Origin of the sequence: Streptomyces sp. NPDC007929, assembly GCF_042959065.1 — a bacterium.
In the GTDB taxonomy this organism is placed as follows: Bacteria; Actinomycetota; Actinomycetes; order Streptomycetales; family Streptomycetaceae; genus Streptomyces.
The window spans coordinates 185,503-210,156 of sequence record NZ_JBIBKD010000001.1 but is presented as its reverse complement, the minus strand read 5'-3'; the positions used below and the strand labels follow the sequence as shown (position 1 = coordinate 210,156).

The following is a 24,654-nucleotide window of genomic DNA, read 5'->3' as shown; positions in this document are numbered from 1 at the left end:
GTCGCGCCCCGTCACGCCGCGTCGAGCCCGCACTCAGCCCAGATGACCTTGCCCTCGGGCAGGTAGCGCGTGCCCCAGCTCTGCGAGAGCTGCGCCACGAGGAACAGACCACGGCCGCCCTCGTCCGTGCTGGCGGCGCGGCGCAGGTGCGGCGCGGTGTTGCTGGAGTCGGAGACCTCGCAGATCAGGGTGCGGCGGTAGAGCAGCCGCACCCGGATGGGTTCGGCGCCGTGCCGCACGGCGTTGGTGATCAGCTCGCTGAGGATCAGCTCCGCGGCGAACGCGGTCTCGTCGAGCCCCCGGTCGGACAGCCACCGCACGGCCGACGCCCGGACCTCACCGACGAGGGCCGGGTCGGCGGAGAGCTCCCAGGTCGCGATCCGCTCGGGGTCCAGGGCGTGCACACGGGCGACGAGCAGGGCGATGTCGTCGTGCGGGTGGGCGGGTGCCACGGTGTCCAGGACCGCCTGGCAGGTCTCCTCCGGGGCCCGCTCGGGATGGGCCAGCGCCTCGCGCAGTTGCTCCAGGACCAGGTCGACGTCGCGGTGCCGGTCCTCGATGAGCCCGTCGGTGTACAGGACCAGCTGGCCGCCCGCGGGAAGGTCCACCTCCACCGCGTCGAAGGGCAGGCCGCCGAGGCCGAGCGGGGGCCCGGCCGGCAGGTCGGGGTAGGTCACGGTGCCGTCGGGGTGGACCAGGGCGGGCGGCGGGTGTCCGGCGCGGGCCATCAGACACCGCTGCGTGGTCGGGTCGTAGACGGCGTAGAGGCAGGTCGCGCCGATGACGCCGGCGCCCTGGCCGTCGGGGTCCTCGCGGTCCAGGCGGCCCACGAGGTTGTCCAGGTGGGTGAGGACCTCGTCCGGCGGGAAGTCGAGCTCGGCGAAACTGCGGGCGGCGGTGCGCAGCCGCCCCATGGTGGCCGCGGAGAGCATGCCGTGGCCCACGACATCGCCGACGAGGAGGCCGACGCGGGCACCGGACAGCGGGATGACGTCGTACCAGTCGCCGCCCACGTCGGATTCGGCGGGCAGGTAGCGATGGGCCACCTCGACGGCGTCCTGGTCGGGCAGGCCCTGCGGCAGGAGCCTGCGCTGGAGGGCCAGGACCATGGTGCGCTCGTGGGTGTAGCGCCGGGCGTTGTCGATGGACAGGGCGGCGCGGGAGGCGAGTTCCTGCGCCAGGGAGCGGTCGTCGTCCCCGAAGGGGCTCCCGGCACGGTAGAAGCACGCGACGCCCAGGACGACACCGCGGGCGACCAGCGGCACGGCGATGAGGGAGTGGACATGGGCCAGCAGGCGCTGGGTGTGCTCGGGGTCCTGGGCGAGCCAGCCGGCGGCGGCCCTCAGGTCCGGCTCCAGCACGGCCTCGCCGCTGCCGAGGCAGCGCAACTGCGGCGCGGTCGGGCCGAAGTCGCTGCGCTCGCCGGGTGGTGTGAAGGGCAGTCCCTCGTGGATGCCGTGGACGACCGTGCGGCGCAGATCGGCCAGGGGATCGGCGGACTCCTCGCCGCGCAGCACGGCGTCGGGCAGGTCGATGGTGACGAAGTCGGCCAGTCCGGGGACCGCCGTCTCGGCCAGTTCCTCGGCCGTACGGCGCACGTCCAGCGTGGTGCCGATACGGGTGCTGGCCTCGGACAACAGCTCCAGACGCCGCCGGGCGGCCAGCGCGTAGGCCCCGACCTGCGGCTCCCCCAGCATCACCAGACCCCGGGCCGGGAACGGGGCTTCGGGGTGCGCCGGGGTGGGGTCGGAGGGGACCCGGGGGGCATCGGGTGCGGTGGGATCGGCGGCGGCCGGGGGGAGGTCAGGCGTCGCGGGCCCGGTGGAGGGCCGACGGCCATCGGCTGCGGCGGGCCCCGCGGTGCGACGGCGACCGTCCGGCGTGCCGGACTCCGGAGTACTCGACGCGGCGGCGTCCCCGATGACGGGCTCTGAAGTGCTCGACGCGACACCGTCCCCCGCGACGGACTCCGGAGTACTCGACACGGCGGCGTCCCCCGCGACGGACTCTGAAGTGCTCGACGCGACACCGCCCCCCGCGACGGACTCCGGAGTACTCGACGCGACACCGTCCCCCGCGACGGACTCCGGAGTGCTCGACACGACACCGTCCGCCGCGACGGGCTCCGAGTCCCTCGCGGCCGTGCCGTCTGCCGTGCCGGCCACCGGGACCGGCTCCGGGCCGTTCGCGACCGTACCGTCGGGCCGGAGGGCCGGGACGGCCGGGCCGGAGGGGGCGGTGGCGTAGCCGGACGGCAGGGTGAGTGCCGGGCGGGCGGAGAGCGGGACGGCGAGGTGGGTGAGGTCGGCCGGCTCGTCCGGCTGGTGCGGTATGGCGAGCGGCTCCCCCGCCGGGGAACCGGACAGGACGGCCTCGATCGCGATGCCCTGCACACCGGACCCACTGGTCACCGGACGGCTCACCAGCGTCACGCGCCGGCCCCCGGGCAGGATCACCTCGGCGGCACCCAGCTGCGCCCCGGAGATCAACTCAGCGGCCTTCTCCCTGAGGATCGCCTGGTCACGAGGGTGGAGTTCGTTCACCAGCGCGTCCAGCGCCACCCCGCGGTGCGGCCGGGCGGCCCCGGCGCCGATGGCCAGGTACGTCCGCAGCAGGGCCCGTTCGCGCGCGGAGCTCTGCCCCAGCAACCGCCGCTCGATACCCTCGGCCGCCCGGCGGATGGCGATGCCCAGCGCGGGCCGCTCGAAGCCACGGGGGTAGCCGAGGCACAGGACGCCCTCGATGCACCCGCTGAGCGGGTCACGGACGGGCAGGGCGACGCACGCGCTCTGCTGGGAACGCTCCGCGAAGTGCTCGGCGCCGTAGACGCGGATGAGCTGCCGCTCCGCCAGGGCCAGCCCGATGCCGTTGGTACCGGCGACCTGCTCGGCGAACACGAACCCCGGCACGACCTGGATGGCGGGGAGGCTTCTGTTCATGGCCGGATCCCCGAAGCGGCGCAGCAGTACCGTCCCGTTCGCGTCGGCGACGGAGATGTTGACCTGGCTGCCGGCGAACGTGGCCTGCAGCCGGTCGAGCACCGGCAGGGCCGCCCGGACGATACGGCCGCCCGGGTCGAAGTCCTCCCGGTAGGGCAGGTCGGACGCGTCCGGTGACAGCCCGAGGGAGCGCGAACGGCGCCAGGAGTTCAGGATGGACGTCCGCACGCCCGTCTCGACCGGCTCACCCTGGAGGAACAGCTCGCGAAGACTGGCGGGCCCCGTGCCGTCCGTCGCACGCCCCGCCGGCCTGGGCTCCTCGCCGGATCGAACCACGCTTCGCCTCACTCGCGCCCGCGACAATCCGCTTCTCCGAAGAGAATCTGGCATTGATGAGAATACGGGCATTAAGGGCGGGCGTCACGGCGCGCCGGGGCCGGTCGACCCCGGCGACCGGCAGGCCGGGCCCGCGGGGCCGCGCTCACCCCAGGAAACTCAGGCGCACCTTCCGTTGCGGATTGTCCTTGTTGGTGTCCACCAGGCACACCGACTGCCAGGTGCCGAGCTCCAGCCGGCCGCCCAGCACCGGCAGGGTCGCATGGGGCGGGACGAGGGCGGGCAGGACGTGGTCGCGACCGTGGCCGGGGCTGCCGTGCCGGTGCTGCCAGCGGTCGTCGGCGGGCAGCAGGGTGTGCAGCGCGGCCAGCAGGTCGTCATCGCTGCCGGCACCGGTCTCCAGGACGGCGATGCCGGCCGTGGCGTGCGGCACGAAGACGTTGAGGAGACCGTCGCGGCCGCCCGCCGCCTCGCGCAGGAAGGACTCGCAGTCACCGGTGATGTCGAGGACCCTCTCCGCGGCACCGGTGCTGACGTCGAGAACTCGGGTGGTGAAGACATCGGACATGCCTCCATCCTGACGCACCCGCCGGGATCCTCCGCGGACCGCGCCGTCACCGGGCTCGCCACCGGCGCCGACGGGTGGGCGTCACGGCCTGGTGACGACCGAGCCGTCGTAGACGTTGCCGGGGGTCGCGACCGCGGTGATCGCCCGGGCGAGCAGCGTCGACGGCTCCTGGCCGTCGGCCATGACATCCGTGTTGATCATGATGACCAGGGTGGCCTTCCGGGCGGGCAGATAGACGGTCACGGTCTCGTAGCCCGGGATCGAGCCGTTGTGGCCGATCCAGCCGTTGGTCTCGAAGATGCCGAGGCCGTAGTCGGTGCCCGGGTAGCCGGTGGGCAGCGCCTTCAGGCGCTCCGCCTGGGTCTTCGGGCTGAGCAGTTCGCCGGTGGCGACGACCTTCGCCCAGCGGCGCAGGTCGTGCAGGTCCGAGATCATCGCTCCGGCCGCCCAGGCCCAGCTGGGGTTCCAGTCGGTGACGTCCTCGACTTCGCCGCTGAGCGTCTGGTCGGTGTAGCCGCGCGGATGCGGCTCGGGGAACTCGTCATCCTGTGGGAACAGCGTGTGACGCAGACCGGCCGGACGGAGCACCCGCTCGTGGAGGACGTCGGCGAGCTTGCGGCCGGTGACCTTCTCGATCACCAGGCCCAGCAGGACGAGATTGCTGTTGGAGTACTGGAAGTCCGCGCCCGGCGCGAAGGTGTTCGCGTGCCGGAAGCCGTAGGTGAGGACCTCGCGCGGGTTGAAGTACCGCTCCGGGTCGGTCAGCAGGTCGTGGATGAAGCCGGCGTCGGCGGTGTACGGGTAGAGGCCGCTGCGCATCCCGGCGAGCTGGCGCAGGGTGATCCGGTGGCCGTTCGGCACGCCCCTGACGTACTTGGCGATCGGGTCGTCCAGCCCGATCCGGCCGTCGTCCACGAGTTCCAGCAGGGCGGTGACCGTGAAGGTCTTGGTCTCGCTGCCGATCCGTACGAAGGAGTCGGTGGTCATCGGCAGGCGGGTGACGGTGTCGGCCACGCCGGTGGCGCGGACGTAGCTCCCCTTGCCCGGCATCCACAGTCCGACGACGACCCCGGGGATGCCCGCCTGCTCTCGGACCTCCGCGACGGCCCGGTCGAGCCGTGCGGTGAGTTCGGGTCCGAGACCGTGCCGCGGCAGGTCGCCACCGTCGTGGCGGGCGGCGGCGGGGGCCGGGACGGCCGCGGCGGGCAGCACCGCCATCGGGGCCAGCACGGACGCCACGAGCAGCGCCGCGGCGAACAGGCGGCGGGTGGGAGTACGTCGCATCGGGGCGCCTCTTTCCGGAGGGGTCGGGACGAAGGAACATCACCACCCGCACCGCTGCCGGGGGCCGCCTGACGGTCCGCGGACGGAGGAGTCCACTCGATCGGAGCCACCCGGCCGGATCGGGCGCCGGGGAGACCGGCGGTGGGAAGATCCCCGACCTCGCACGGGTTAGTAGAAGCGTGAACAACACGCGCGAGGTCGAGGTAGTCGTCATAGGCGCCGGTCAGGCAGGTCTGGCAGCCGCCTATCACCTGCGGCGGTCCGGTTTCGAGCCGGACCGCGACTTCGTGGTGCTGGACCACTCCCCCGGCCCCGGGGGCGCCTGGCAGTTCCGCTGGCCCTCGCTGACGTACGGCAAGGTGCACGGGATGCACGCCCTGCCGGGCATGGAACTCACGGACGCCGACCCGGAGCGGCCTTCCGCCGAGGTGATCCGCGCCTACTTCGACCGTTACGAGCGGACCTTCGATCTGCGGATCAGACGCCCGGTGGACGTACGGGCCGTGCGCGAGGGGGCCGGCGGGCGGCTGCTCGTGGAGACCTCGGACGGTGTGTGGTCCACCCGGGCGCTGATCAACGCGACCGGCACCTGGGACCGGCCGTTCTGGCCGCGCTATCCGGGTCAGGAGACCTTCCGGGGACGGCAGTTGCACACCGCGCAGTACCCCGGGCCCGAGGAGTTCGCCGGGCAGCGGGTCGTGGTCGTGGGCGGCGGCGCCTCGGGCACCCAGCATCTGCTGGAGATCGCCTCTTACGCGGCGGCCACCACCTGGGTGACACGGCGCCCGCCGGTCTTCCGCGAGGGTCCCTTCGACGAGGACGCCGGCCGCGCGGCGGTCGCGCTCGTCGAGGAGCGGGTACGGCAGGGCCTGCCGCCCCGCAGTGTGGTCTCGGTGACCGGGCTGCCCCTGAACGACGCGATCCGGCGGGGCATCGAGGACGGAGTGCTCGACCGGCAGCCGATGTTCGACCGCGTCACGCCCACCGGAGTGGACTGGGCGGACGGCCGCCACATCGACGCCGACGTCATCCTCTGGGCCACCGGCTTCCGCGCCGCCATCGACCACCTCGCGCCCCTGCGGCTGCGCGCCCCGGGCGGCGGCATCCGCATGGACGGCACGCAGGCGGCGGCGGACCCCCGTGTCCATCTGGTCGGCTACGGACCGTCGGCCAGCACCATCGGCGCCAACCGGGCCGGCCGCGCGGCCGTCCGCGACATCAGGCGGCTGCTGGAGCGGACACCGGCCGCCGCGTGAGACGTGGGGCGAAGCCCCGAGGGCCTCACCCGGCCGCCTTGGCCGCGCTCTCCTTCTTCTTCGCCTGCGCGTTGAACTCCGCGACGTTGCGCTGGTGTTCCTGGTAGTCCGCGGTGAAGCGGGTGTCGCCCGGACGGACCGTGACGAAGTACAGCCAGTTGCCCGGGGGCGGGTTGACGGCCGCGCGCATGGCCTCCTCGCCGGGGTTGGCGATGGGCGTGGGCGGCAGGCCCATGCGCTGGTACGAGTTGTAGGGGCTCTCGATCCGGGTGTCGCTCTCCGACGTACGGAGGCTGGAGCGGTTGAGGGCGTAGTTGATGGTGGAGTCCATCTGCAGCGGCATGCCGCGCTCGAGGCGGTTGAAGATGACCCGGGCCACCTTGCCCATGTCGGCTCTGGTGGCCGCCTCCGCCTGGATGATGCTGGCCATGGTGACGGCCTGGTACACGTTCATGGCGTTGCGCTGCGCCCCGGCGGCGATGGGCGCGCCGTTGAACTTCTTGTTGGCCGTGTCGACCATCAGCGCGAGGAGCTTGTCCGGCGTGGTCTTCTCCTGGAGCGGATAGGTGGCCGGGAAGAGGTAGCCCTCCGGATTGCCCTCGGCGTCGTTCGGCAGCTTCAGGGCGGCCTTGTCCAGGGACTTCCTCGTGCTGCCTGCGGGCAGGGCGAGGGCCTTGTCGACGGCCGCGTACACCTGGCTCGCGCGCCAGCCCTCGGGGATCGCCAGGGTCGTGGGGCGGCTCTCCTCCTCCGCGGTCCCCAGGGTCAGCAGCGGCACCGCCACGGCGGTACCGACCACGACGGCTCCGGTCGCGACGAGGACGATGCGGCCCCTGCGCGTCAGTCGAATCGTGCTCCGTGGCGGAGTGTTCTTCTGCATGCGGGCACGGTAACCCGCATATCGTCACAAACCCGGCATATTTTCAGCTTGTCGGTTCCAGTTGAGCGTCCCGGCGTACCAACGCCGCGTACCGGCCGCCCTCCTCCAGGAGCTCTTCGTGGGTGCCGCGTTCGACGGCGCGGCCCGAGTCGAGGACCACGATCTGGTCGGCGTCGCGCACGGTGGACAGCCGGTGGGCGATGGTGAGGGTGGTGCGGTTGGCCGACAGCGCGTCGATGGCGTCCTGGACGGCGGCCTCGGTGCGGGTGTCCAGCGCGCTGGTGGCCTCGTCGAGGATGAGCACCGGTGGGTCGCGCAGGATGGTGCGGGCGATGGCCAGGCGCTGCTTCTCGCCGCCGGAGAAGCGGTGCCCGCGCTCGCCGACGACGGTGTCGTAACCGTCGGGCAGGGCCGCGATGTGGTCGTGGATCTGCGCGGCCTTCGCCGCCTGGTGCAGTTCCTCCTCGGTGGCGTCGGGCTTGGCGAAGCGCAGGTTGTCGGCGACCGAGGCGTGGAAGAGGTACGTCTCCTGCGAGACGACGCCGACCGCGCGGGCCAGGGTGTCGAAGTCGAGGTCGCGGACGTCGGTCCCGTCGAGGGTGACGCGGCCGCCGGTGACGTCGTAGAGACGGGGCACCAGGTAGCCCAGCGTGGACTTGCCGGCGCCGGTGGAGCCGACGAGGGCGAGACTGCTGCCCGCCGGGACGGTGAGGTCGATGGCGTCGAGGACCGGGCCGCCCTTGTCGTCGTAGCCGAAGGAGACGTTCTCGAAGCGGACCTCGCCCTTGATCCGGTCGAGGCGCACGGGGTCGGGTCGCTCGGTGATGTCGATCGGCAGGTCGAGGTACTCGAAGATGCGCTGGAAGAGGGCGAGCGAGGTCTGGATCTGCACTCCGGTCGACAGCAGGCTCACGGCCGGACGGAACAGGCCCTGCTGGAGCGAGACGAACGCGACGATCGTGCCGATGGACACCTCCGGGCCACCCAGCTGGAGGGCCATGCCGGCGGTCCAGTAGATGACGGCGGGCAGGGCGGCCATGACGATCGTGATGACGGCCATGCGCCACCGCCCCGCCATGTTCGACCGCACCTCCAGGTCGACGAGTTCCTCGGACTCGTCGGAGAAGGACTTCGTGAGCGAGTCGGAGCGGCCCATGGTGCGGCCCAGCAGGATGCCGCTGACGGAGAGCGACTCGGTGACGGTGGCGGCCATGGCCGCCATCTGCTTCTGGCGCTGGGTGGTGATCTTGCGGCGTTCGTCGCCGACGCGGCGGCTGATCCACACGAACACCGGGAGCAACAGCAGCGAGACGACCGTCAGCCGCCAGTCCAGGGCGATCATCGCGACGATGGTGGCGACCACGCTGGTGACGTTGGAGACGAGGGAGGTCGCGGTGGAGGTGACGGTGGCCTGCATGCCGCCGATGTCGTTGGCGATGCGGGACTGCACCTCGCCCGTGCGGGTGCGCGTGAAGAAGGCGAGGGACATGCGCTGGAGCCGGCCGTAGACGGCGGTGCGCAGGTCGTGCATGACGCGCTGGCCGACCGTCGTCGAGATCAGGGTCTGGAGGACTCCGAAGATGCTGGTCAGTACGGCGCTGAGGATCATGCCGAGGGCGAGCAGGCTGAGCAGGCCGGTGCGCCCCTCGGGGATCGCGACGTCGAGGATCTCCTTCAGCAGGAAGGGCGTGGCGACCGAGACCAGCGACGCGGCGCCGACCAGCAGGCCGACGATCGCGAGGCGGCCCCGGTAGGGGCGGAAGAGGCCGAGGATGCGGCGGACCTGCCGGGGCTGCCCCTCGGAGTCGGCCGGCGGGGTCCACGGGGCTTCACGGTCGGGATGCATGGGCTCCTACGAGGGTGCGGCGGATCGGATCACAGCTCATTGTTACCTATACTCACAATGAACGGCATCCTGATATTGTTCCCGCATGACCACGCCCGACCCCGACGGCCTGCTCGCCGAGCAGTTGCTGCGGCTCACCCGCCGGGTGCACCGCATCCAGAAACGCCATCTGGAGCACCGTGACCTCGGCATCACCCCGGCGCAGTCCCGGCTGTTGCGCACGCTGGCGCACTGGGGCTCGCCGCCGCGCATGGCCGACCTGGCCGAGCGCCTCGAAGTGGTGCCGCGGGCCGTGACGACGCTGGTCGACGGCCTGGAGGCGAGCGGCAAGGTGCGGCGGGTCCCGGACCCGGCGAACCGGCGGGTCATCCGCATCGAGCTCACGGACGACGGCCGGGCCGCGCTGCGCGAGCTGCGGGCGGCGCGCCGATCGGCCGCGGAGGAGATCCTCGCGCCGCTGACGGGGGAACAGCGGGAGGCGCTCGGGGGGTTGCTGAACACCCTGATCGACGGAACGCCGGCGGGGCTCTGCTGACGGACCGGGGCGCCTGCGGGGCCCTGCTTTCGGACCGGAACGCCGACGGGGCCCAGCCGCCAGACCGGAACACGGCGGTGGGCCGCGGCCTCCGCTCGTCCTGCCGGAGCGGTGGCCGCGACCCACGGGGACCGGGTCGGATCAACCGGCTTCGGGAGCGGGCTCCTTGAGGTCCTTGGGTGCCTTGAGGTCCTTGGATGCCTTGAGCGGCTCGGGTTCCCGCGGCTCGTCGAGGTCCGCGGGCTCCGTGGTCTTCTGGGCCGGGATCTCCGGCACCGGCGTCTCGGTACCGGCCTCGCCGTCGAGGCCCTTCTCCGCACCCACGCCCTCCTCACCGTCGAGCACCTTCTTCGCCCGCTCCGTGTCCAGGGCTCCCTCCCAGCGGGACACCGCGAAGACGGCGACGCAGTTGCCGAGCAGGTTGGTGACGACGCGCATCGAGTCCATGATGCGGTCCACGCCGAGCAGCAGCGCGACCGCTCCGGCGGGGATCGCCCCCAGAGACGAGGCGGTCGCGGACAGGGCGAGGAACGCCGAACCAGGGATGCCCGCCATGCCCTTGCTGGTCAGCATCAGCACCAGGACGACGGTGATCTGCTGGCCGAGGCTCAGATCCACGCCCACCGCCTGGGCGATGAACAGCGTCCCGATGGACAGGTAGAGCGAAGCGCCGTCGAGGTTGAAGGAGTAGCCGGTGGGGAGCACCAGCCCCACGGCGTCGTCGCGGGCACCGGCCCGGCGCAGCTTCTGCATCACGCGGGGCATGACCGATTCGGTGGACGCGGTGCCGAGGGCGAGCAGCATCTCCTCACGGATGTAGCGCAGGAACTTCCAGAGGCTGAGGCCGGTCACCAGCTTCAGCGCGATGGCCAGCAGTGCGACGAACAGCGCCGCTGCCACGTAGCAGAGCACGATGAGCTTGGCGTAGGTGCGCATCACGCCCAGGCCGTAGTTGCCGACCAGGTGGGCCATCGCACCGAACACCGCGAGCGGGGCCAGGCGCATGATGAAGCCGACGACCGCGAAGATGATGTCCTGTGCCTGCTCGATCGCGGGCAGGATCTTCGGCACCTTGGTGTGCCCGAGGTGCAGCAGCGCGGCGCCCACCAGGCAGGCCAGGATGAGGACTTGCAGCAGCTCGTTCTCGGCGAAGGCCCCGATGAAACTGTGTGGGAGCGCGTTGAGGACGAACTCGGTCGTCGTGGGGAGGTGACCCCCGCCCGTCGTCTCCTCCACCGCCGCGGCGTCGAGGGAGGAAGGGTCGACGTTCATGCCCCTGCCCGGGCCGACGACGTTGGCGGTGACCAGACCGATGATCAGGGCGGCCGTCGAGGCGACCTCGAACCAGATGAGGGCCTTGACCCCGATCCGGCCGAACGCCTTCAGGTCACCGGCCTTGGCGATGCCGACGACGACCACGCAGAACACCAGGGGCGAGATCACGGTCTTGATGAGCCGGGTGAAACCGTCGCCGAGCGGCTGGAGAGCCGTGGCCGTGTCCGGCCACAGCTTTCCGACGAGGATTCCGAGAACGAGCGCGCAGGTAACCTGCGCGAAAAGCGAGGTGCGTAGCGTGCGTGCGACGCGTCGCGGGAGTGACGGTACAGACGGGGGCACGGAGCCTCCTCGGGGGACGGGACGCACAGAGCCGGGACGGGACTTCTGTGATGCGGAAAGCGGTTTCCGATTCCGACACTCTGGAGGCTGTCTTGATCGCGCACAAGACCGCGATGTTTCGCCCATGTAAAAGTGTCATAAGTGACACAGATCGCACACACGTCCCACACGCATCACATGCATCACACGCACCCCGCCCGCTCACCTCAGCACCGGCTGCGGTCCTCCGTGAGCACCCCCTGCACTTGGTGGTGCCGACCGCTTCTACGGGCAGTCGGCCACCCGCACAATGAGGCCTAAGCGGCCAGTTCCGCCCGGTCCCCCATCACCACCACGGGACGCTGTCGCGGGTCGAGGGTGCGCAGGAGGTATCTCATCGCCCCCTTCGACACGCTGACGCAGGCCGACGTACCGCTGCCGTGGTCCATGTGCAGCCAGATCCCGCCACCCTTCTTCGTTCCCTCCGGGCGGGTCGGGTCGTTCGGCGGGGTGCCTTTGACGCGGTTGTAGTCGATGGCGATGACGTAGTCGAAGTCGTGCCAGTGCGACGCGGCCCACCAGCGCGGGGCGGCGAAGGCCGCGGAGCGGGTGTACGGCAGCCCGGAGCCCGGGTCAGGGAGCACGCCGCCCGCGTCGCTGAGGGTGAACACGCCCACGGGGCTGCGGTCGTCGTCCTCGTGGTGGTCGGTGGTCCAGCCCTTCTTGCCGTTGTGCCCGGCCCAGCCGCGCTCCCGCTGCCAGGCCGAGCCGTGCTTCGTGTACAGGACGACCGTGGATTCGGCGGAGTCCTTTCCCTCGCCGTAGACCGCGACGACCTGGCGGGAGGCGGACGGGATCCGCCGCTGGAGCCGGTCGCCGACGCCGGGGACGCGGGTCGGGGCGGGGGTGGCCGAGGAGGTGGCCGCGGGGGTGCGGGCCGCCCGGCCCGCGGCGTGTGTCGCCCCGCTGCCCTCCGCGCCGCCACAGGCGGACAGAACCGTCAGGAAGGAGGCGAGCACCGCTGTCGCGGCCACGGCTCGTCGTACGCCTGCACTGTGCATCGCTCCATGGTCGCACCGGGTTCCGGGAGGGGGAGAACGGCGGCTGTCGACCGGAGGCGTACGGCGGGCGGCCGGTTCCGTTCGGTGAACGGAAAACCTGTTGCCCGCCACCACGCGGCAGGGCGAACCTGTCACGGTTTGCTGCCTTCGGCCGGACCCCATCCCCCCTGACACGAGCCACTGGGACGTCATGCAGATTCAAGACCTTCCGTACCCCGACCCCGGTGTGCCGGACGCGCGTTCGGGGCCCCGCTTCCTGTGGTGGCTCTTCCGCAATCAGCTGGGCGGTCAGCTCAAGTCGCTGGCCTGGGGGCTGCTGCACTTCGCCTCCGTCGCCGCCCTGCCGTTCTGTGTCGGGCTCGCCGTGCAGGCCGTCGTCGACCGCTCCGGCCGCGGGCTCGCCCTGGCGGGCGGCCTGCTGGCGCTGGCCTGCGTGGGCAACGCGGTCGGCGACACCTTCCTGCACCGCACCGCGATCACCAACTGGATCACGGCGGCCGCACGCGTCCAGCAACTGCTCGCCCGCAAGGCCGCCCATCTCGGCTCGGCCCTGACGCGACGCGTCGCGGCCGGTGAGGTGGTGGCGGTCTCGACCGGCGACGTCGAGAAGATCGGCTGGTTCGTCGAGGCCCTGTCCCGCTTCACCGCGGCCCTGGTCACGATCGTGCTGGTCTGCGCCGGCCTGCTCGTCTACCAGCCCGCGCTCGGCGTGGTCGTGGCGGTGGGTCTGCCCGCACTGGCTCTCGCCGTACTGCCCCTGCTCCCCCGCGCCACCCGCCGGGCCGACACCCAGCGCGAGAAGGCCGGGCGCGCCACCGAACTCGCCTCGGACACCGTCGCCGGGCTGCGGGTGCTGCGCGGCATCGGCGGCGAGGACCTATTCCTCGACCGCTACCGCAGCGCCTCCCAGGAGGTACGCCACGCGGCCGTGCGCAGCGCCCGGATGTGGGCCCTGATCTCCGCGATCCAGGTCCTGCTGCCGGGACTGCTGCTCATCGCGGTGGTCTGGTACGGCGTGGGGCTGGCGCGCGAGGGCCGGATCACCGTCGGTGAACTGGTCACCGTCTACAGCTCGGTCATGGTCCTCACCTACCCGCTGCGGCACTTCGAGGAGATCGCCATGGCGTACTCCTTCTCCCGGCCCTCCGCCAAGCGGGCCGCGGGCGTGCTGTCGCTGCAACGGCCCACGGACACGGTGGGATCGCGCGCGGCCGAGGTTCCCGCGGGCGACCTGTACGACCCGCGGACCGGGCTGCTCGCCCCCGCCGGCCGGCTCACGGCGGTGGTGTGCGGCGACCCGGACGCGGCGGGCCTGCTGGCGGAGCGGCTGGGCGGACACCCGTCCCAGGAGGGCACCTCGGTGCTGCTGGGTGGAGTGCCGCTCGACGAACTGCCGTTGGACAGCGCCCGTACGGCCGTCCTCGTCCAGGACAAGGACCCGGTGCTGCTGTCCGGCACCCTGCGCGAACTGCTCGACGTACCCGCTTCGGGCGCCGTACGGGCGAAAGCCGCGCTGGCTGCCGCGCAGTGCGACGACGTGCTGGCGGCCCTGGTGCAGGGCTCGGTGGACGCCACCGACCCGATGGACGCCCGGATCACCGAGCGCGGCCGGTCCCTGTCCGGCGGTCAGCGCCAGCGGCTCGCGCTCGCCCGGTCGCTGATCACGGACCCGGAGGCGCTCGTCCTGGACGAGCCGACCTCGGCCGTCGACTCGCACACCGAGGCCCGGATCGCGCAGGGCGTACGGGAGTTGCGTGCCGGGCGCACGACCGTGGTGTTCACCTCCTCGCCATTGCTGCTGGACCGCGCGGACCGGGTCGTGTTCCTGCACGACGGCGAGGCCGTGGCGGTCGGCGCCCACCGCGAACTGGTGCGTACCGAGCCCCGCTACCGGGCGGTGGTCACGCGCGAGACGGACGAAGAGGCCGCACTGGACGGCTCCGTCGCCCTGAACGACGTCCTGCACGAACTGGAAGAGATCGAGGAGAAGGCATGATCGGCGTCGCGCCACCGGCGTACGACCCGGCGGCCCCGACGACGGCGAACACCCTGCCGGTCGGCGCCCCCGAGACCGTCCGCGGCTACGTGGCCGAACTGCTGCGCCGGCACCGGCGGGCGTTCCTGCTGCTGATCGCCGTCAACACGGCGGCCGTGATCGCCTCGATGGCCGGTCCCTGGCTGCTGGGCGGACTGGTGGAGCGGGTGTCCGACGGGGCGCGGGAGGTGCGGCTGGAACTCACCGCCGGGCTGTTCGTGGCCGCACTGGCCGTCCAGGCGGTGTTCGTCCGTCAGGTCCGGCTGCGCGGCGCGATGCTGGGCGAGCGGATGCTGGCCGACCTGCGCGAGGACTTCCTCGTCCGGTCGGTCGGGCTGCCGCCCGGGGTGCTGGAGCGGGCCGGGACCGGTGATCTGCTGTCGCGCATCACCACGGACATCGACCGGCTCGGCAACGCCATGCGCGAGGCCGTGCCGCAACTGTCGATCGGCGTGGTGTGGGTGATCCTGCTGATGGGCGGCCTGGTGATCACGGCCCCGCCGCTGGCGCTGGCCGTGCTGCTCGCGCTGCCGCTGCTGATCGTCGGCTGCCGCTGGTACTTCGGGCGGGCGCCCTCGGCCTACCGGTCCGAGGCCGCCGGGTACGCCGCCGTGGCCGCCGCGCTCGCCGAGACCGTGGACGCCGGGCGCACCGTCGAGGCCCACCGCCTGGGCGAGCGCCGCGTCGCCCTGTCCGAGCAGCGGATCCAGGAGTGGACGGCCTGGGAGCGGTACACGCTCTGGCTGCGGTCGGTGCTCTTCCCGGTCATCAACACCACCCACGTGACCGTGCTCGCCTCGGTCCTGCTGATCGGCGGTGTGTTCGCCCTGCACGGGTGGATCGACGTCGGCCAGCTGACCACCGGCGCGCTGATCGCCCAGATGCTGGTCGACCCGGTGGGCATGATCCTGCGCTGGTACGACGAGCTGCAGGTGGCGCAGGTGTCGCTGGCCCGGCTCGTCGGGGTCCGGGACATCGAGCCGGACGCCGGGGATCCGTCGGTGGCTCCCGAAGGACGCCATGTGCACGCCGACCGGGTGCACTTCGGCTACCTGGAGGGCGTGGACGTCCTGCGCAAGGTGTCCCTGGAGGTCTCCCCCGGCACCCGGCTGGCCCTGGTCGGCCCGTCCGGCGCGGGCAAGTCCACGCTGGGCCGGCTGCTCGCCGGGATCTACGCGCCCCGGGACGGCCGCATCACCCTGGGCAGCGCCGAGCTGTCCCGGATGCCGGCCGAACGCGTCCGCTCCCATGTGGCCCTGGTCAACCAGGAGCACCACGTCTTCGTGGGTTCCCTGCGCGACAACCTGCGGCTCGCGCGGACCGGCGCCGGCGACGCCGAGCTGTGGGCGGCGCTCGGCGCGGTCGACGCGGACGGCTGGGCCCGTGCGCTGGAGGAGGGCCTGGACACCGAGGTGGGCTCGGGCGGTCTGGCGCTCACCCCGGCCCAGGCCCAGCAGATCGCGCTGGCCCGCCTGGTGCTGGCCGACCCGCACACCCTGGTCCTCGACGAGGCGACGTCCCTGCTCGACCCGCGCGCCGCCCGCAACCTGGAACGGTCCCTGGCCCGGGTCCTGGACGGCCGCACGGTCGTCGCCATCGCCCACCGGCTGCACACGGCCCACGACGCGGACGTCATCGCCGTCGTCGAGAGCGGCCGCATCAGCGAGCTGGGCAGCCATGAGGAGCTGGTCGCGGCGGACGGGGCGTACGCGGCGCTGTGGAGGTCGTGGCACGGCTGAGCACCTCGTCGTGCGAGACGGCCGCCCGCCCGTGAGGGGGGCGGCCGTGTCCTTGGCGTTGCGCGGTCCCGAGCCGGGGTGGAAGGCTGGAATCAGGCACCGGCTCGGGGAACGCCCGGGAAGCAGAGGTTCGGGCGGTCTGTGCCCCGTGCGGCGGCGGCCCGGAGCGGGTCCCGTGGATACGGGCTCGTCCCACCCCCTGGAGGTACCCGTGAACAGCTCCGACGGCTGGGGAGACGACGTCTACCAGCCGGACCAAGACGAGCAGAGGGAGGACACGGGGCTGCTCGACGCCGAGGACACCCTGGAGAACGACGGCGTCGACGATCCCCTGGACCGGGGCTGGTCCCCTCCCGAGCGGCCCTGGGCCGTCGAGCACCTCGGTGTGACGGCCGCCGAGCGGCAGCGGGGCGAGACGCTGGACCAGCGGCTCTCCGAGGAGCTGCCGGACGCCGCCGTACCGGACGGTGACGGCCTCGGGGACTGCGCGGGCTCCGACGGGGAACTCCTGGACAACGAGGTCGGCGCCGCGCGCTCCGGCCGGCTCGTGGCACCCGACGAGGGCGCCCACGAGGACGAGGAGGAGGCACTGGTCGCCACGGACGTGGGCATCGACGGCGCCGCGGCGTCGGCCGAGGAGGCCGCCGTGCACATCGTCGACGAGGACACCCTGTCCGGCTGACCGCAGGACCGGCCCTGATCGCAGGACCGACCCTGACCGCAGGACCGGCCCGAGTCGTTCGAGGAGCATCCATGCAGCAGGACAAGCACCCCGACTACCACTCCGTCGTCTTCCGCGACCGCGCCGCCGGGTACGCGTTCCTCACCCGGTCCACCGCGACCAGCGACCAGACCATCGAATGGGACGACGGCGAGACCTACCCGGTCGTGGACGTGGAGATCTCCTCCGAGAGCCACCCCTTCTACACGGGCAAGGCCCGCACGGTGGACTCGGAGGGCCGGGTCGCCGCGTTCGAGCGGCGTTACGGCGGCGGCTGAGAGACGGGTCGGGGCGGCTGAGGCGGTCGGGGCGGCTGAGGCGGGTCGGGGGCGCGTGAGGCGTGCCCGCGCCGCGCTCAGATGACGTTGAGCGCCGCCGCGCAGCCCACCCCGCCCAGCAGCATGAACACCGGCATCAGCACCTTCAGCTCGACCCAGCTGCCCGCCCGGAACCGCATGACCTTGGGCGGCCCGATCGGGTACCAGCGCTTGCGCCCGACCGGGATGGGCCACAGGATCGGGCAGCCGGACACCGTCAGCGCGTCCCCGATGTCGTGCACGATCGCGCCCAGCACCACCGGCAGCCCCAGCCACAGGTACTCCTGCCCCGGCGCCGTGAACAGCCAGTCCGCGCCGTTGCCCGGCTTGTCCAGGACCCCCGCGAGGATCCACGCGGTGGTCGCGGCCAGCAGCCAGACCAGCACATCGCTGCTGGAGCCGCGCGCAGCCCGCCACAGCAGGCCCTCGATGGCCAGGACCATGTGCACGAAGAGGACCGCGAGCACGCCCCAGCGGTCACTGGTGATCGCCACGGCCGAGGTGCCCGCACCGATCAGGACCGCCCACAGCCAGGTGTGCGTCAGCGTGCGGTGGCCGCCGGAGCGGCGTGGGTCGCCCTGCTTCTTGGTCGCCTTGTAGACGGCGTACGACAGCTTGTCGACGATCTCGCACAGCCAGCGTGACAGCGGTCCGAAGGACCGGGAGATGGTGGCCGCCTTGTGGTCGAGGTCCGGGGCGAGAGCGGCTCCGGCGCAGATCAGCGCGCCGACGAGGAGGACCGGCCAGGGCATCGGGTGCCCGGCCGCCGCGGCGGCCGCGCCGACGCCCAGCCAGGCGGCGGCTCCCGACAGTGAGTGTGCTGGTCCCATCATGGCGCTGCCCGCCCCGTTTCTCGTGTGCCGCTGTCCAGTTGACCGGGCGCGCTGACGTCCCGTCGGCGCCCCAGCGTAGCGTTCGTGATCTTCCGGCCCGCAGCCGATTCCCGCATCGGGCATCGGGCCAGGCAAGATGGGGGCGTGACCCTCATCGATCAGCTGCCGCGGACCCCCGACCCCGATGCCTTGTACGAAGCCTTCGAGTCGTGGGCCAACGAGCGGGGTCTCACGCTCTACCCCCACCAAGAGGAGGCGCTGATCGAGGTGGTCTCCGGCGCGAACGTGATCGTGTCGACGCCCACCGGCTCCGGGAAGAGCATGATCGCGGCGGGCGCGCACTTCGCCGCGCTGGCCCGCGACGAGGTCACCTTCTACACCGCCCCGATCAAGGCGCTGGTGTCGGAGAAGTTCTTCGAACTGTGCAAGATCTTCGGCACCGAGAACGTCGGCATGCTCACCGGCGACGCCTCCGTGAACTCCGACGCCCCCGTCATCTGCTGCACCGCCGAGGTGCTCGCGTCGATCGCGCTGCGCGACGGCCGGCACGCCGACGTCGGCCAGGTCGTGATGGACGAGTTCCACTTCTACGCCGAGGGTGATCGCGGCTGGGCGTGGCAGATCCCGATCCTGGAGCTGCCGCAGGCGCAGTTCGTGCTGATGTCGGCGACGCTCGGCGACGTCTCCTTCTTCGAGAAGGACCTCACCCGCCGCACGGGCCGCCCGACCGCGGTGGTCCGCTCGGCGACCCGCCCGGTGCCGCTGTCCTACGAGTACCGCTACACCCCGCTCACCGAGACCCTCACCGATCTGCTCTCCGCCCGGCAGGCGCCCGTCTACATCGTGCACTTCACGCAGGCGCAGGCCGTGGAGCGGGCGCAGGCGCTGATGAGCATCAACATGTGCTCGAAGGAGGAGAAGGAGCAGATCGCCGATCTGATCGGCAACTTCCGCTTCACCACCAAGTTCGGCCGCAACCTCTCCCGTTACGTCCGGCACGGTATCGGCGTGCACCACGCCGGCATGCTGCCCAAGTACCGCCGCCTGGTGGAGAAGCTCGCACAGGCCGGTCTGCTGAAGGTCATCTGCGGCACGGACACCCTCGGTGTCGGGGTCAACGTCCCCATCCGCACCGTGCTGTTCACCGCCCTCACCAAGTACGACGGCACCCGAGTGCGCACCCTGCGGGCCCGGGAGTTCCACCAGATCGCCGGCCGGGCCGGGCGGGCCGGCTACGACACCGAGGGCTTCGTCGTCGCGCAGGCGCCCGAGCACGTCGTCGAGAACGAGAAGGCCCTCGCCAAGGCGGGCGACGATCCGAAGAAGCGCCGCAAGGTCGTCCGCAAGAAGGCGCCGGAGGGCTTCGTCGCGTGGTCGGAGCAGACCTTCGAGAAGCTCATCGGTTCCGAACCGGAGCCGCTGGCCTCCCGGTTCCGGGTCACGCACACCATGCTGCTGTCGGTGATCGCCCGCCCCGGCAACGCCTTCGAGGCGATGCGCCGCATGCTGGAGGACAACCACGAGCCGCGCAAGCAGCAGTTGCGGCACATCCGCCGGGCCATCGCGATCTACCGTTCGCTGCTGGACGGCGGCATCGTCGAGAAGCTCGACCAGCCGGACGCCGAAGGCCGCATCGTGCGTCTCACGGTCGACCTCCAGCAGGACTTCGCCCTCAACCAGCCGCTGTCCACGTTCGCGCTCGCCGCGTTCGAACTGCTCGACCCCGAGTCACCGTCGTACGCCCTCGACATGGTGTCCGTGGTGGAGTCGACGCTGGACGACCCGCGGCAGATCCTCGCCGCCCAGCAGAACAAGGCGCGCGGCGAGGCCGTGGCCCAGATGAAGGCGGACGGCGTCGAGTACGAGGAGCGCATGGAGCGGCTCCAGGACATCACCTACCCCAAGCCCCTGGAGGAGCTGCTCTTCCACGCGTACAACACGTACCGCAAGAGCCACCCCTGGGTCGGCGACCACCCGCTGTCGCCGAAGTCGGTCATCCGCGACATGTACGAACGCGCGATGTCCTTCACCGAGTTGGTCTCCCACTACGAGCTGGCCCGCACCGAGGGCATCGTGCTGCGCTACCTCGCCAGCGCCTACAAGGCGCTCGATCACACCGTCCCCGACGACCTCAAGTCCGAGGACCTCCAGGACCTGATCGCCTGGCTGGGCGAGATGGTGCGCCAGGTCGACTCCAGCCTGCTCGACGAGTGGGAGCAGCTGGCCAACCCGGCGGAGATGACGGCCGAGGAGGCCCAGGAGAAGGCCGACGAGGTCAAGCCGGTCACCGCCAACGCGCGCGCCTTCCGTGTCCTGGTCCGCAACGCCATGTTCCGCCGCGTGGAACTGGCCGCCCTCGACCAGGTCGGTGAGCTGGGCGAGCTGGACGGGGAGTCCGGCTGGGACGCCGACGCGTGGGGCGAGGCGATGGACAAGTACTGGGACGAGTACGAGGATCTCGGCACCGGACCCGACGCCCGCGGCCCCAAGCTGCTGCTCATCGAGGAGGAGCCGGAGAACGCCCTGTGGCGGGTCCGGCAGATCTTCCACGACCCGAACGGCGACCACGACTGGGGCATCAGCGCGGAGGTCGACCTCACGGCCTCGGACGCGGAGGGCCGCGCGGTCGTCCGCGTGACCGACGTCGGTCAGCTGTGACGGGCCGGACCGCAGCGAGCACAGGAGAATCCCACCCATGACGTCGAACCCGGCCGAGAGGCTCGTCGATCTGCTCGACCTGGAGCAGATCGAGGTCAACATCTTCCGCGGCCGCAGCCCGCAGGAGTCTTTGCAGCGGGTCTTCGGCGGGCAGGTGGCGGGGCAGGCGCTGGTCGCCGCGGGCCGCACCACGGAGGGCGACCGCCCGGTGCACTCGCTGCACGCGTACTTCCTGCGCCCGGGCCGGCCGGGGGTGCCGATCGTCTACCAGGTCGAGCGGGTGCGCGACGGGCGGTCGTTCACCACCCGCCGGGTCACGGCCGTGCAGCAGGGCCGCACGATCTTCAACCTCACGGCCTCCTTCCACAAGCCGGAGGAGGGCAGCTTCGAGCACCAGCTGCCGCCCGCCCGCGAGATTCCCGACCCGGAGTCCCTGCCCAACGTCACCGACGAGATCCGGGAGCACCTGGGCGCGCTGCCCGAGCAGCTGGAGCGGATGGCCCGGCGCCAGCCCTTCGACATCCGTTACGTGGACCGGCTGCGCTGGAGTGCCGCGGAGGTCCAGGACGCGGAGCCGCGCAGCGCCGTGTGGATGCGCGCGGTCGGACCGCTCGGCGACGACCCGCTCGTGCACACCTGCGCCCTCACCTACGCGAGCGACATGACCCTCCTGGACGCCGTCCGCATCCCGGTCGAGCCGCTGTGGGGCCCGCGGGGCTTCGATCTGGCGTCGCTGGACCACGCGATGTGGTTCCACCGTCCGTTCCGCGCCGACGACTGGCTTCTCTACGACCAGGAGTCGCCGATCGCGGTCGGGGGCCGCGGTCTGGCCCGGGGCCGGATCTACGACCGTGAGGGCCGGCTGGTCGTGTCCGTGGTGCAGGAGGGGCTCTTCCGGAAGCTGGGCTGACCCGGCCCCTTGCCAGGAGACCCGGCCCGACGCCAGGCAGACCCGGCCTGATGCCGGGCAGACCCGGCCCGCCAACCGGAACCCCGCGCGCCGGGGTTCCGATCGCGCCCCCGCGCGGATCCGGCGACCATGGCAGGAGCGGGCACCGCAGGCGTCACACGCCCGCCGATCCGGGAGGTGGCCACGCTGCATACCGTGCTCCCCGTCGTGTTCGCGATCTGCGCCGCCCTGAGCAATGCCGTCGCGACCGTGCTGCAACGCAAGGCCGCGCTCACCGTGCCCGCTTCCCAAGGGTTGCGGGCCGGGTTGATCGCCGATCTGCTGCGCCGGCCGGTGTGGCTGGCCGGGATCCTCGCGGTGATCGGGGCCGCCGTCTGCCAGGCGCTGGCGCTGGCCACCGGGCCGCTGACGATCGTGCAGCCACTGTTCGTGCTGGAACTGCCGCTCACCCTCGTCGTCGCGTCACTGCTGATGCACCGGCATCTGCCGGGCACGGGTTGGCTGGCCGTGACGGTGGTGGTGGCCGGTCTGGCGATCGCGCTCGCCGCCGCCTCCCCCACCGGCAACCGCACCCATGTGGCGCTGGACCGCTGGATCCCCGCGCTCGCCGTGTGCGCGGGGGCGGTCGTCGCCCTCACCGTCACGGCCCTCCGGCGCCCCCAGGGCCGGGCCCGGGCCGCCTGCCTGGGCGCCGCGACGGCGATCAGCTACGCGGTGACCGCGGCACTGATGAAGGCGGCCACGCACATCCTCGACGAGCAGGGGCTCGGGGGCTTCCTCACCGCCTGGCAGACCTACGCGTTCGCCGCCACGGGCGTGTGCGCCCTCTTCCTGCTGGAGAACTCCATGCAGGCCGGTCCGCTCGTCGCCTCACAGCCCGCCCTCACCCTGGGCGACGCCCTGGTGAGCCTCGCGCTGGGCATCACCCTGTACGAGGAGACCATCCGCTCGGGGTGGTGGCTGCTGCCGCAGCTGGCCGGCGTCGCGCTGATCGCCGCGGGGGTGTTCGCGCTGGCGCGGATTCCGTTCACGCAGTCGCTGGTGGCCCCGGACGAGGAGCGGGAGACCGCGGCAGCACCCTGAGCGGAGGAGGGCATCCTCATACGGCCCGGGTCATCCTCATACGGCCCAGGTCATCCGTCCGGCTGGCATCGCGGGCACCACACCGTGCCCCGTCCGCCCATCCGCGACCTGCGCAGTCCGGTGCCGCAGCGCGGGCACCGCGGCTCCCGGTCGTCCCGGTGGCCGGTGAGCCAGGAGTCACGCGGCGGCACGCAGCCGGAGGTGACGGACGAGCGCAAGGTGCGGCGCATCGCGTCGTACAGCCGTCGGCGGTCCTCCGGGCTCAGGTCGCGCGCCCCGTGGTCGGGACGCAGCCGGGCCCGCCACAGGATCTCGTCGGCGAGCAGATTGCCGAGACCGGCGAGAACGGACTGGTCGGTCAGGGCTGTCTTGAGGTGCCCCCGGCGCGACGACAGCACCTCCTCGAACTCCGCACGCTCCACCTCCAGGGCGTCGGGCCCCTGCCGCCCCAGCAGGCCCTCGACGTCGGACTCGTCGTGTGCCAGCCAGAGTCCCCGCAGTTTGCGCTGGTCACGGAAGCGCAGCTGACGGCCGCCGCCCAGGGTGAACAGGACGCGGTCATGTGCTTCGACCGGGTCGTCGGCATGCCCGCAGACCAGGCGCCCGGTCATCCCGAAATGCAGGAGGAGGGTGGGGCCGCCGGTGCGGGCGAGCAGCCACTTGCCGTGCCGCTCCGGCGTGCCGAACCGCCGCCCTTCCAGCGCGTCCCGCAACTGCCGGGCGTCGACGCCGTGCAGGACGCCCGTGTCCCGCACGTCGACGCGCCGGATGACGCGTCCCTTCGCGCAGGACTCGAGCACCTGCCGGAAACCCTCTACGTCGGGGAGTTCGGGCACGACGGGTGGGTCACGTTTCCTGGAGGTGGCCGTAGCGCTGGAGGCGCAGCCCCCTCCTCGCCGGCTCGTCGACCGCGGCATCGGTGTCGTCGGCCGGGAACTCGCTGAACGCCCTCGTCGTACCGAACATGATCGCCTCCCGCACCCAGTCTGCTCAGGGTCGGGCCCCGGCGCATCCGGGGGTCATCCGGCCGGCCGCCGGCGCCTGCGGCGGACCCAGCTCAGCAGACCGTGCGGATCCGGTCCGGCCGGTGGCGCGGGGAGCGGCGCGAGCGGATTCGATGAGGCCGGTGAATCCTGTGATTCCGGTGAGGCCGGTGATGCCGGTGATGCCGGTGAGGCCGGCGGTGATGGGGACGTGGTGTCCGCCGCCGGGTCCTGCCGTCGGGCCGTTTCCATCGTGTGCGCCAGGTCCGCTCGGAACCAGGCCACTTCGTCCGGCTCGCTGACCGTCATCAGCGTCTCGGCGAGCTCGGCCGCGGGAGAACCGGGAGCGCCGTGCGACGGAAGCCCGGGGTGGCAGCGGGCCAGGCGGGTGCGCTCGCGGGGATCCCGCACGACGTCCGCCACATCGGCCGGATCCAGGAAGCAGGCGACCGCCGCCGCTCGCGCCCAGGGATCGCTTCCCGCCTGGCGGGTCAGGAATCCGACGTGCCGCCCCCGCCAGTTGCGGGGCCGCCGGTCCATCCCGGCCTTCATCGCCTCCCGGATCTCCGTGGGTGTGCGGCGGGCGGTCAGCAGCCGGACATGGCTCTTCTCGGCCGCGAACTGCCGTAGCTCCTCGGCCAGATACAGCCAGACGACCGCCCGGTAGCGGTTCAGATAGAACGTGACCGGGATCAGCAGGCCGTAGCGCGCGAGGCTGGTGAACCTGGTGGGCGCCACGTCCAGGAGCCCAGCGCCCGCTGTGGTGCCGACAGTCTCGACGCGTCCGCGCAGCGCCTCAAGGCCCTCCCCCGAGCGCAGGCGGTCGAGCTCCGCCAGGGCCACGCGCGGGCCCCCGCCCCCTTCGTCGGGCATGGCCCGGATGAGCCCCAGGTTCACCGCGAGGTCGAACTCGCCCCGCTTGAGGCCCAGTTCGCGGGCGGCCCGGCTCGGGGCGCAGGTAGGGCGGTCGGACGTCGTGCCGGTACGTGACATGGTCGGTCTCCCCCGTGGAGTCGGCGGCTCACGCCGTGTGCGGTCGCCGTGGAAAAACCGTAGCCGCTGCGGCGAATCTCG

At 72.2% G+C, this 24,654-nt stretch carries 19 protein-coding genes; 9 read left to right on the top strand and 10 right to left on the bottom strand.

The annotated features are described in order from the left end of the window. Positions 1 to 11 precede the first annotated feature (11 nt). From ACFZDE_RS01050 to ACFZDE_RS01040, 3 genes are all read right to left on the bottom strand, one after another. On the bottom strand, positions 12 to 3,275 hold the full coding sequence (locus ACFZDE_RS01050) for a SpoIIE family protein phosphatase (RefSeq protein WP_391196234.1): 3,264 nt from the start codon (positions 3,273 to 3,275) through the stop codon (positions 12 to 14). Between the two features lie 145 nt (positions 3,276 to 3,420). Continuing rightward, on the bottom strand, positions 3,421 to 3,843 hold the full coding sequence (locus tag ACFZDE_RS01045; protein WP_391196231.1) for a secondary thiamine-phosphate synthase enzyme YjbQ: 423 nt from the start codon (positions 3,841 to 3,843) through the stop codon (positions 3,421 to 3,423). Between the two features lie 81 nt (positions 3,844 to 3,924). Continuing rightward, positions 3,925 to 5,127, bottom strand: a complete 1,203-nt coding sequence (locus ACFZDE_RS01040; protein WP_391196228.1) for a serine hydrolase — start codon at positions 5,125 to 5,127, stop codon at positions 3,925 to 3,927. A gap of 179 nt (positions 5,128 to 5,306) precedes the next feature. Between ACFZDE_RS01040 and ACFZDE_RS01035 the strand changes: the two genes are divergently transcribed. Continuing rightward, entirely contained in the window at positions 5,307 to 6,383 is a 1,077-nt protein-coding gene (locus tag ACFZDE_RS01035; protein ID WP_391196227.1) for an NAD(P)-binding domain-containing protein, read from the top strand. 25 nt (positions 6,384 to 6,408) lie between these two features. Here the strand turns inward: ACFZDE_RS01035 and mltG are convergent, their stop codons facing one another. Next, positions 6,409 to 7,263 carry an endolytic transglycosylase MltG gene (gene mltG, locus ACFZDE_RS01030; RefSeq protein WP_391196225.1) on the bottom strand — a complete coding sequence of 285 codons (855 nt, stop codon included), beginning with the start codon at positions 7,261 to 7,263 and terminating at the stop codon, positions 6,409 to 6,411. Between the two features lie 43 nt (positions 7,264 to 7,306). Next, a complete protein-coding gene (locus ACFZDE_RS01025; RefSeq protein WP_390991704.1) occupies positions 7,307 to 9,109 on the bottom strand; it encodes an ABC transporter transmembrane domain-containing protein in 1,803 nt (600 codons plus the stop codon). Positions 9,110 to 9,194: 85 nt separating this feature from the next. Here ACFZDE_RS01025 and ACFZDE_RS01020 point away from each other — a divergent pair, with 85 nt between their 5' ends. Next, the gene (locus ACFZDE_RS01020) at positions 9,195 to 9,644 is read left to right on the top strand and encodes a MarR family transcriptional regulator (protein ID WP_391196223.1); all 450 of its coding nucleotides are present in this window, start codon (positions 9,195 to 9,197) and stop codon (positions 9,642 to 9,644) included. A gap of 141 nt (positions 9,645 to 9,785) precedes the next feature. Here the strand turns inward: ACFZDE_RS01020 and ACFZDE_RS01015 are convergent, their stop codons facing one another. Together ACFZDE_RS01015 and ACFZDE_RS01010 are read right to left on the bottom strand one after the other, a co-directional pair. Beyond that, the gene (locus ACFZDE_RS01015) at positions 9,786 to 11,261 is read right to left on the bottom strand and encodes a cation:dicarboxylate symporter family transporter (RefSeq protein ID WP_391196221.1); all 1,476 of its coding nucleotides are present in this window, start codon (positions 11,259 to 11,261) and stop codon (positions 9,786 to 9,788) included. Between the two features lie 296 nt (positions 11,262 to 11,557). Then, positions 11,558 to 12,301: a L,D-transpeptidase family protein gene (locus tag ACFZDE_RS01010; protein ID WP_390991713.1), complete on the bottom strand. Its 744-nt coding sequence runs from the start codon at positions 12,299 to 12,301 to the stop codon at positions 11,558 to 11,560. Positions 12,302 to 12,491: 190 nt separating this feature from the next. Between ACFZDE_RS01010 and ACFZDE_RS01005 the strand changes: the two genes are divergently transcribed. The 4 genes from ACFZDE_RS01005 to ACFZDE_RS00990 all read left to right on the top strand — a co-directional run bounded on the left by ACFZDE_RS01005 (position 12,492) and on the right by ACFZDE_RS00990 (position 17,074). Further along, positions 12,492 to 14,297, top strand: a complete 1,806-nt coding sequence (locus ACFZDE_RS01005; RefSeq protein ID WP_391196220.1) for an ABC transporter transmembrane domain-containing protein — start codon at positions 12,492 to 12,494, stop codon at positions 14,295 to 14,297. Further along, positions 14,294 to 16,075: an ABC transporter transmembrane domain-containing protein gene (locus ACFZDE_RS01000; RefSeq protein WP_391196217.1), complete on the top strand. Its 1,782-nt coding sequence runs from the start codon at positions 14,294 to 14,296 to the stop codon at positions 16,073 to 16,075. The genes ACFZDE_RS01005 and ACFZDE_RS01000 overlap by 4 nt, the downstream gene beginning before the upstream one ends. 211 nt (positions 16,076 to 16,286) lie before the next feature. After that, positions 16,287 to 16,757: a DUF5709 domain-containing protein gene (locus ACFZDE_RS00995; RefSeq protein ID WP_390991722.1), complete on the top strand. Its 471-nt coding sequence runs from the start codon at positions 16,287 to 16,289 to the stop codon at positions 16,755 to 16,757. Positions 16,758 to 16,828: 71 nt separating this feature from the next. Then, positions 16,829 to 17,074: a type B 50S ribosomal protein L31 gene (locus ACFZDE_RS00990; protein ID WP_097215271.1), complete on the top strand. Its 246-nt coding sequence runs from the start codon at positions 16,829 to 16,831 to the stop codon at positions 17,072 to 17,074. Between the two features lie 77 nt (positions 17,075 to 17,151). On the opposite strand, the gene ACFZDE_RS00985 is transcribed toward ACFZDE_RS00990, so the two are convergent. Continuing rightward, positions 17,152 to 17,946, bottom strand: a complete 795-nt coding sequence (locus ACFZDE_RS00985) for a metal-dependent hydrolase (RefSeq protein WP_390991727.1) — start codon at positions 17,944 to 17,946, stop codon at positions 17,152 to 17,154. A 144-nt stretch (positions 17,947 to 18,090) separates the two neighbouring features. Here ACFZDE_RS00985 and ACFZDE_RS00980 point away from each other — a divergent pair, with 144 nt between their 5' ends. The 3 genes from ACFZDE_RS00980 to ACFZDE_RS00970 all read left to right on the top strand — a co-directional run bounded on the left by ACFZDE_RS00980 (position 18,091) and on the right by ACFZDE_RS00970 (position 22,597). Then, entirely contained in the window at positions 18,091 to 20,604 is a 2,514-nt protein-coding gene (locus tag ACFZDE_RS00980) for a DUF3516 domain-containing protein (RefSeq protein WP_391196214.1), read from the top strand. A gap of 37 nt (positions 20,605 to 20,641) precedes the next feature. Continuing rightward, on the top strand, positions 20,642 to 21,514 hold the full coding sequence (locus tag ACFZDE_RS00975; RefSeq protein ID WP_391196213.1) for an acyl-CoA thioesterase domain-containing protein: 873 nt from the start codon (positions 20,642 to 20,644) through the stop codon (positions 21,512 to 21,514). Between the two features lie 186 nt (positions 21,515 to 21,700). Continuing rightward, the gene (locus ACFZDE_RS00970) at positions 21,701 to 22,597 is read left to right on the top strand and encodes a DMT family transporter (RefSeq protein ID WP_391197412.1); all 897 of its coding nucleotides are present in this window, start codon (positions 21,701 to 21,703) and stop codon (positions 22,595 to 22,597) included. A 50-nt stretch (positions 22,598 to 22,647) separates the two neighbouring features. Here the strand turns inward: ACFZDE_RS00970 and ACFZDE_RS00965 are convergent, their stop codons facing one another. Next, complete coding sequence (locus ACFZDE_RS00965; protein ID WP_391196210.1) at positions 22,648 to 23,433, bottom strand: DNA-formamidopyrimidine glycosylase family protein; 786 nt, start codon at positions 23,431 to 23,433, stop codon at positions 22,648 to 22,650. Positions 23,434 to 23,616: 183 nt separating this feature from the next. Next, the gene (locus ACFZDE_RS00960; RefSeq protein WP_391196208.1) at positions 23,617 to 24,573 is read right to left on the bottom strand and encodes a DUF6397 family protein; all 957 of its coding nucleotides are present in this window, start codon (positions 24,571 to 24,573) and stop codon (positions 23,617 to 23,619) included. Between the last annotated feature and the right edge of the window lie 81 nt (positions 24,574 to 24,654).

What these genes read in the sequence shown, in the direction of transcription:
- ACFZDE_RS01045 (WP_391196231.1), bottom strand. Translation starts at nt 3,843, where the DNA reads ATGTCCGATGTCTTCACCACCCGAGTTCTCGACGTCAGCACCGGTGCC.
- ACFZDE_RS01040 (WP_391196228.1), bottom strand. Translation starts at nt 5,127, where the DNA reads ATGCGACGTACTCCCACCCGCCGCCTGTTCGCCGCGGCGCTGCTCGTG.
- mltG (WP_391196225.1), bottom strand. Translation starts at nt 7,263, where the DNA reads ATGCAGAAGAACACTCCGCCACGGAGCACGATTCGACTGACGCGCAGG.
- ACFZDE_RS01025 (WP_390991704.1), bottom strand. Translation starts at nt 9,109, where the DNA reads ATGCATCCCGACCGTGAAGCCCCGTGGACCCCGCCGGCCGACTCCGAG.
- ACFZDE_RS01020 (WP_391196223.1), top strand. Translation starts at nt 9,195, where the DNA reads ATGACCACGCCCGACCCCGACGGCCTGCTCGCCGAGCAGTTGCTGCGG.
- ACFZDE_RS01010 (WP_390991713.1), bottom strand. Translation starts at nt 12,301, where the DNA reads ATGCACAGTGCAGGCGTACGACGAGCCGTGGCCGCGACAGCGGTGCTC.
- ACFZDE_RS01005 (WP_391196220.1), top strand. Translation starts at nt 12,492, where the DNA reads ATGCAGATTCAAGACCTTCCGTACCCCGACCCCGGTGTGCCGGACGCG.
- ACFZDE_RS01000 (WP_391196217.1), top strand. Translation starts at nt 14,294, where the DNA reads ATGATCGGCGTCGCGCCACCGGCGTACGACCCGGCGGCCCCGACGACG.
- ACFZDE_RS00990 (WP_097215271.1), top strand. Translation starts at nt 16,829, where the DNA reads ATGCAGCAGGACAAGCACCCCGACTACCACTCCGTCGTCTTCCGCGAC.
- ACFZDE_RS00985 (WP_390991727.1), bottom strand. Translation starts at nt 17,946, where the DNA reads ATGATGGGACCAGCACACTCACTGTCGGGAGCCGCCGCCTGGCTGGGC.
- ACFZDE_RS00975 (WP_391196213.1), top strand. Translation starts at nt 20,642, where the DNA reads ATGACGTCGAACCCGGCCGAGAGGCTCGTCGATCTGCTCGACCTGGAG.
- ACFZDE_RS00960 (WP_391196208.1), bottom strand. Translation starts at nt 24,573, where the DNA reads ATGTCACGTACCGGCACGACGTCCGACCGCCCTACCTGCGCCCCGAGC.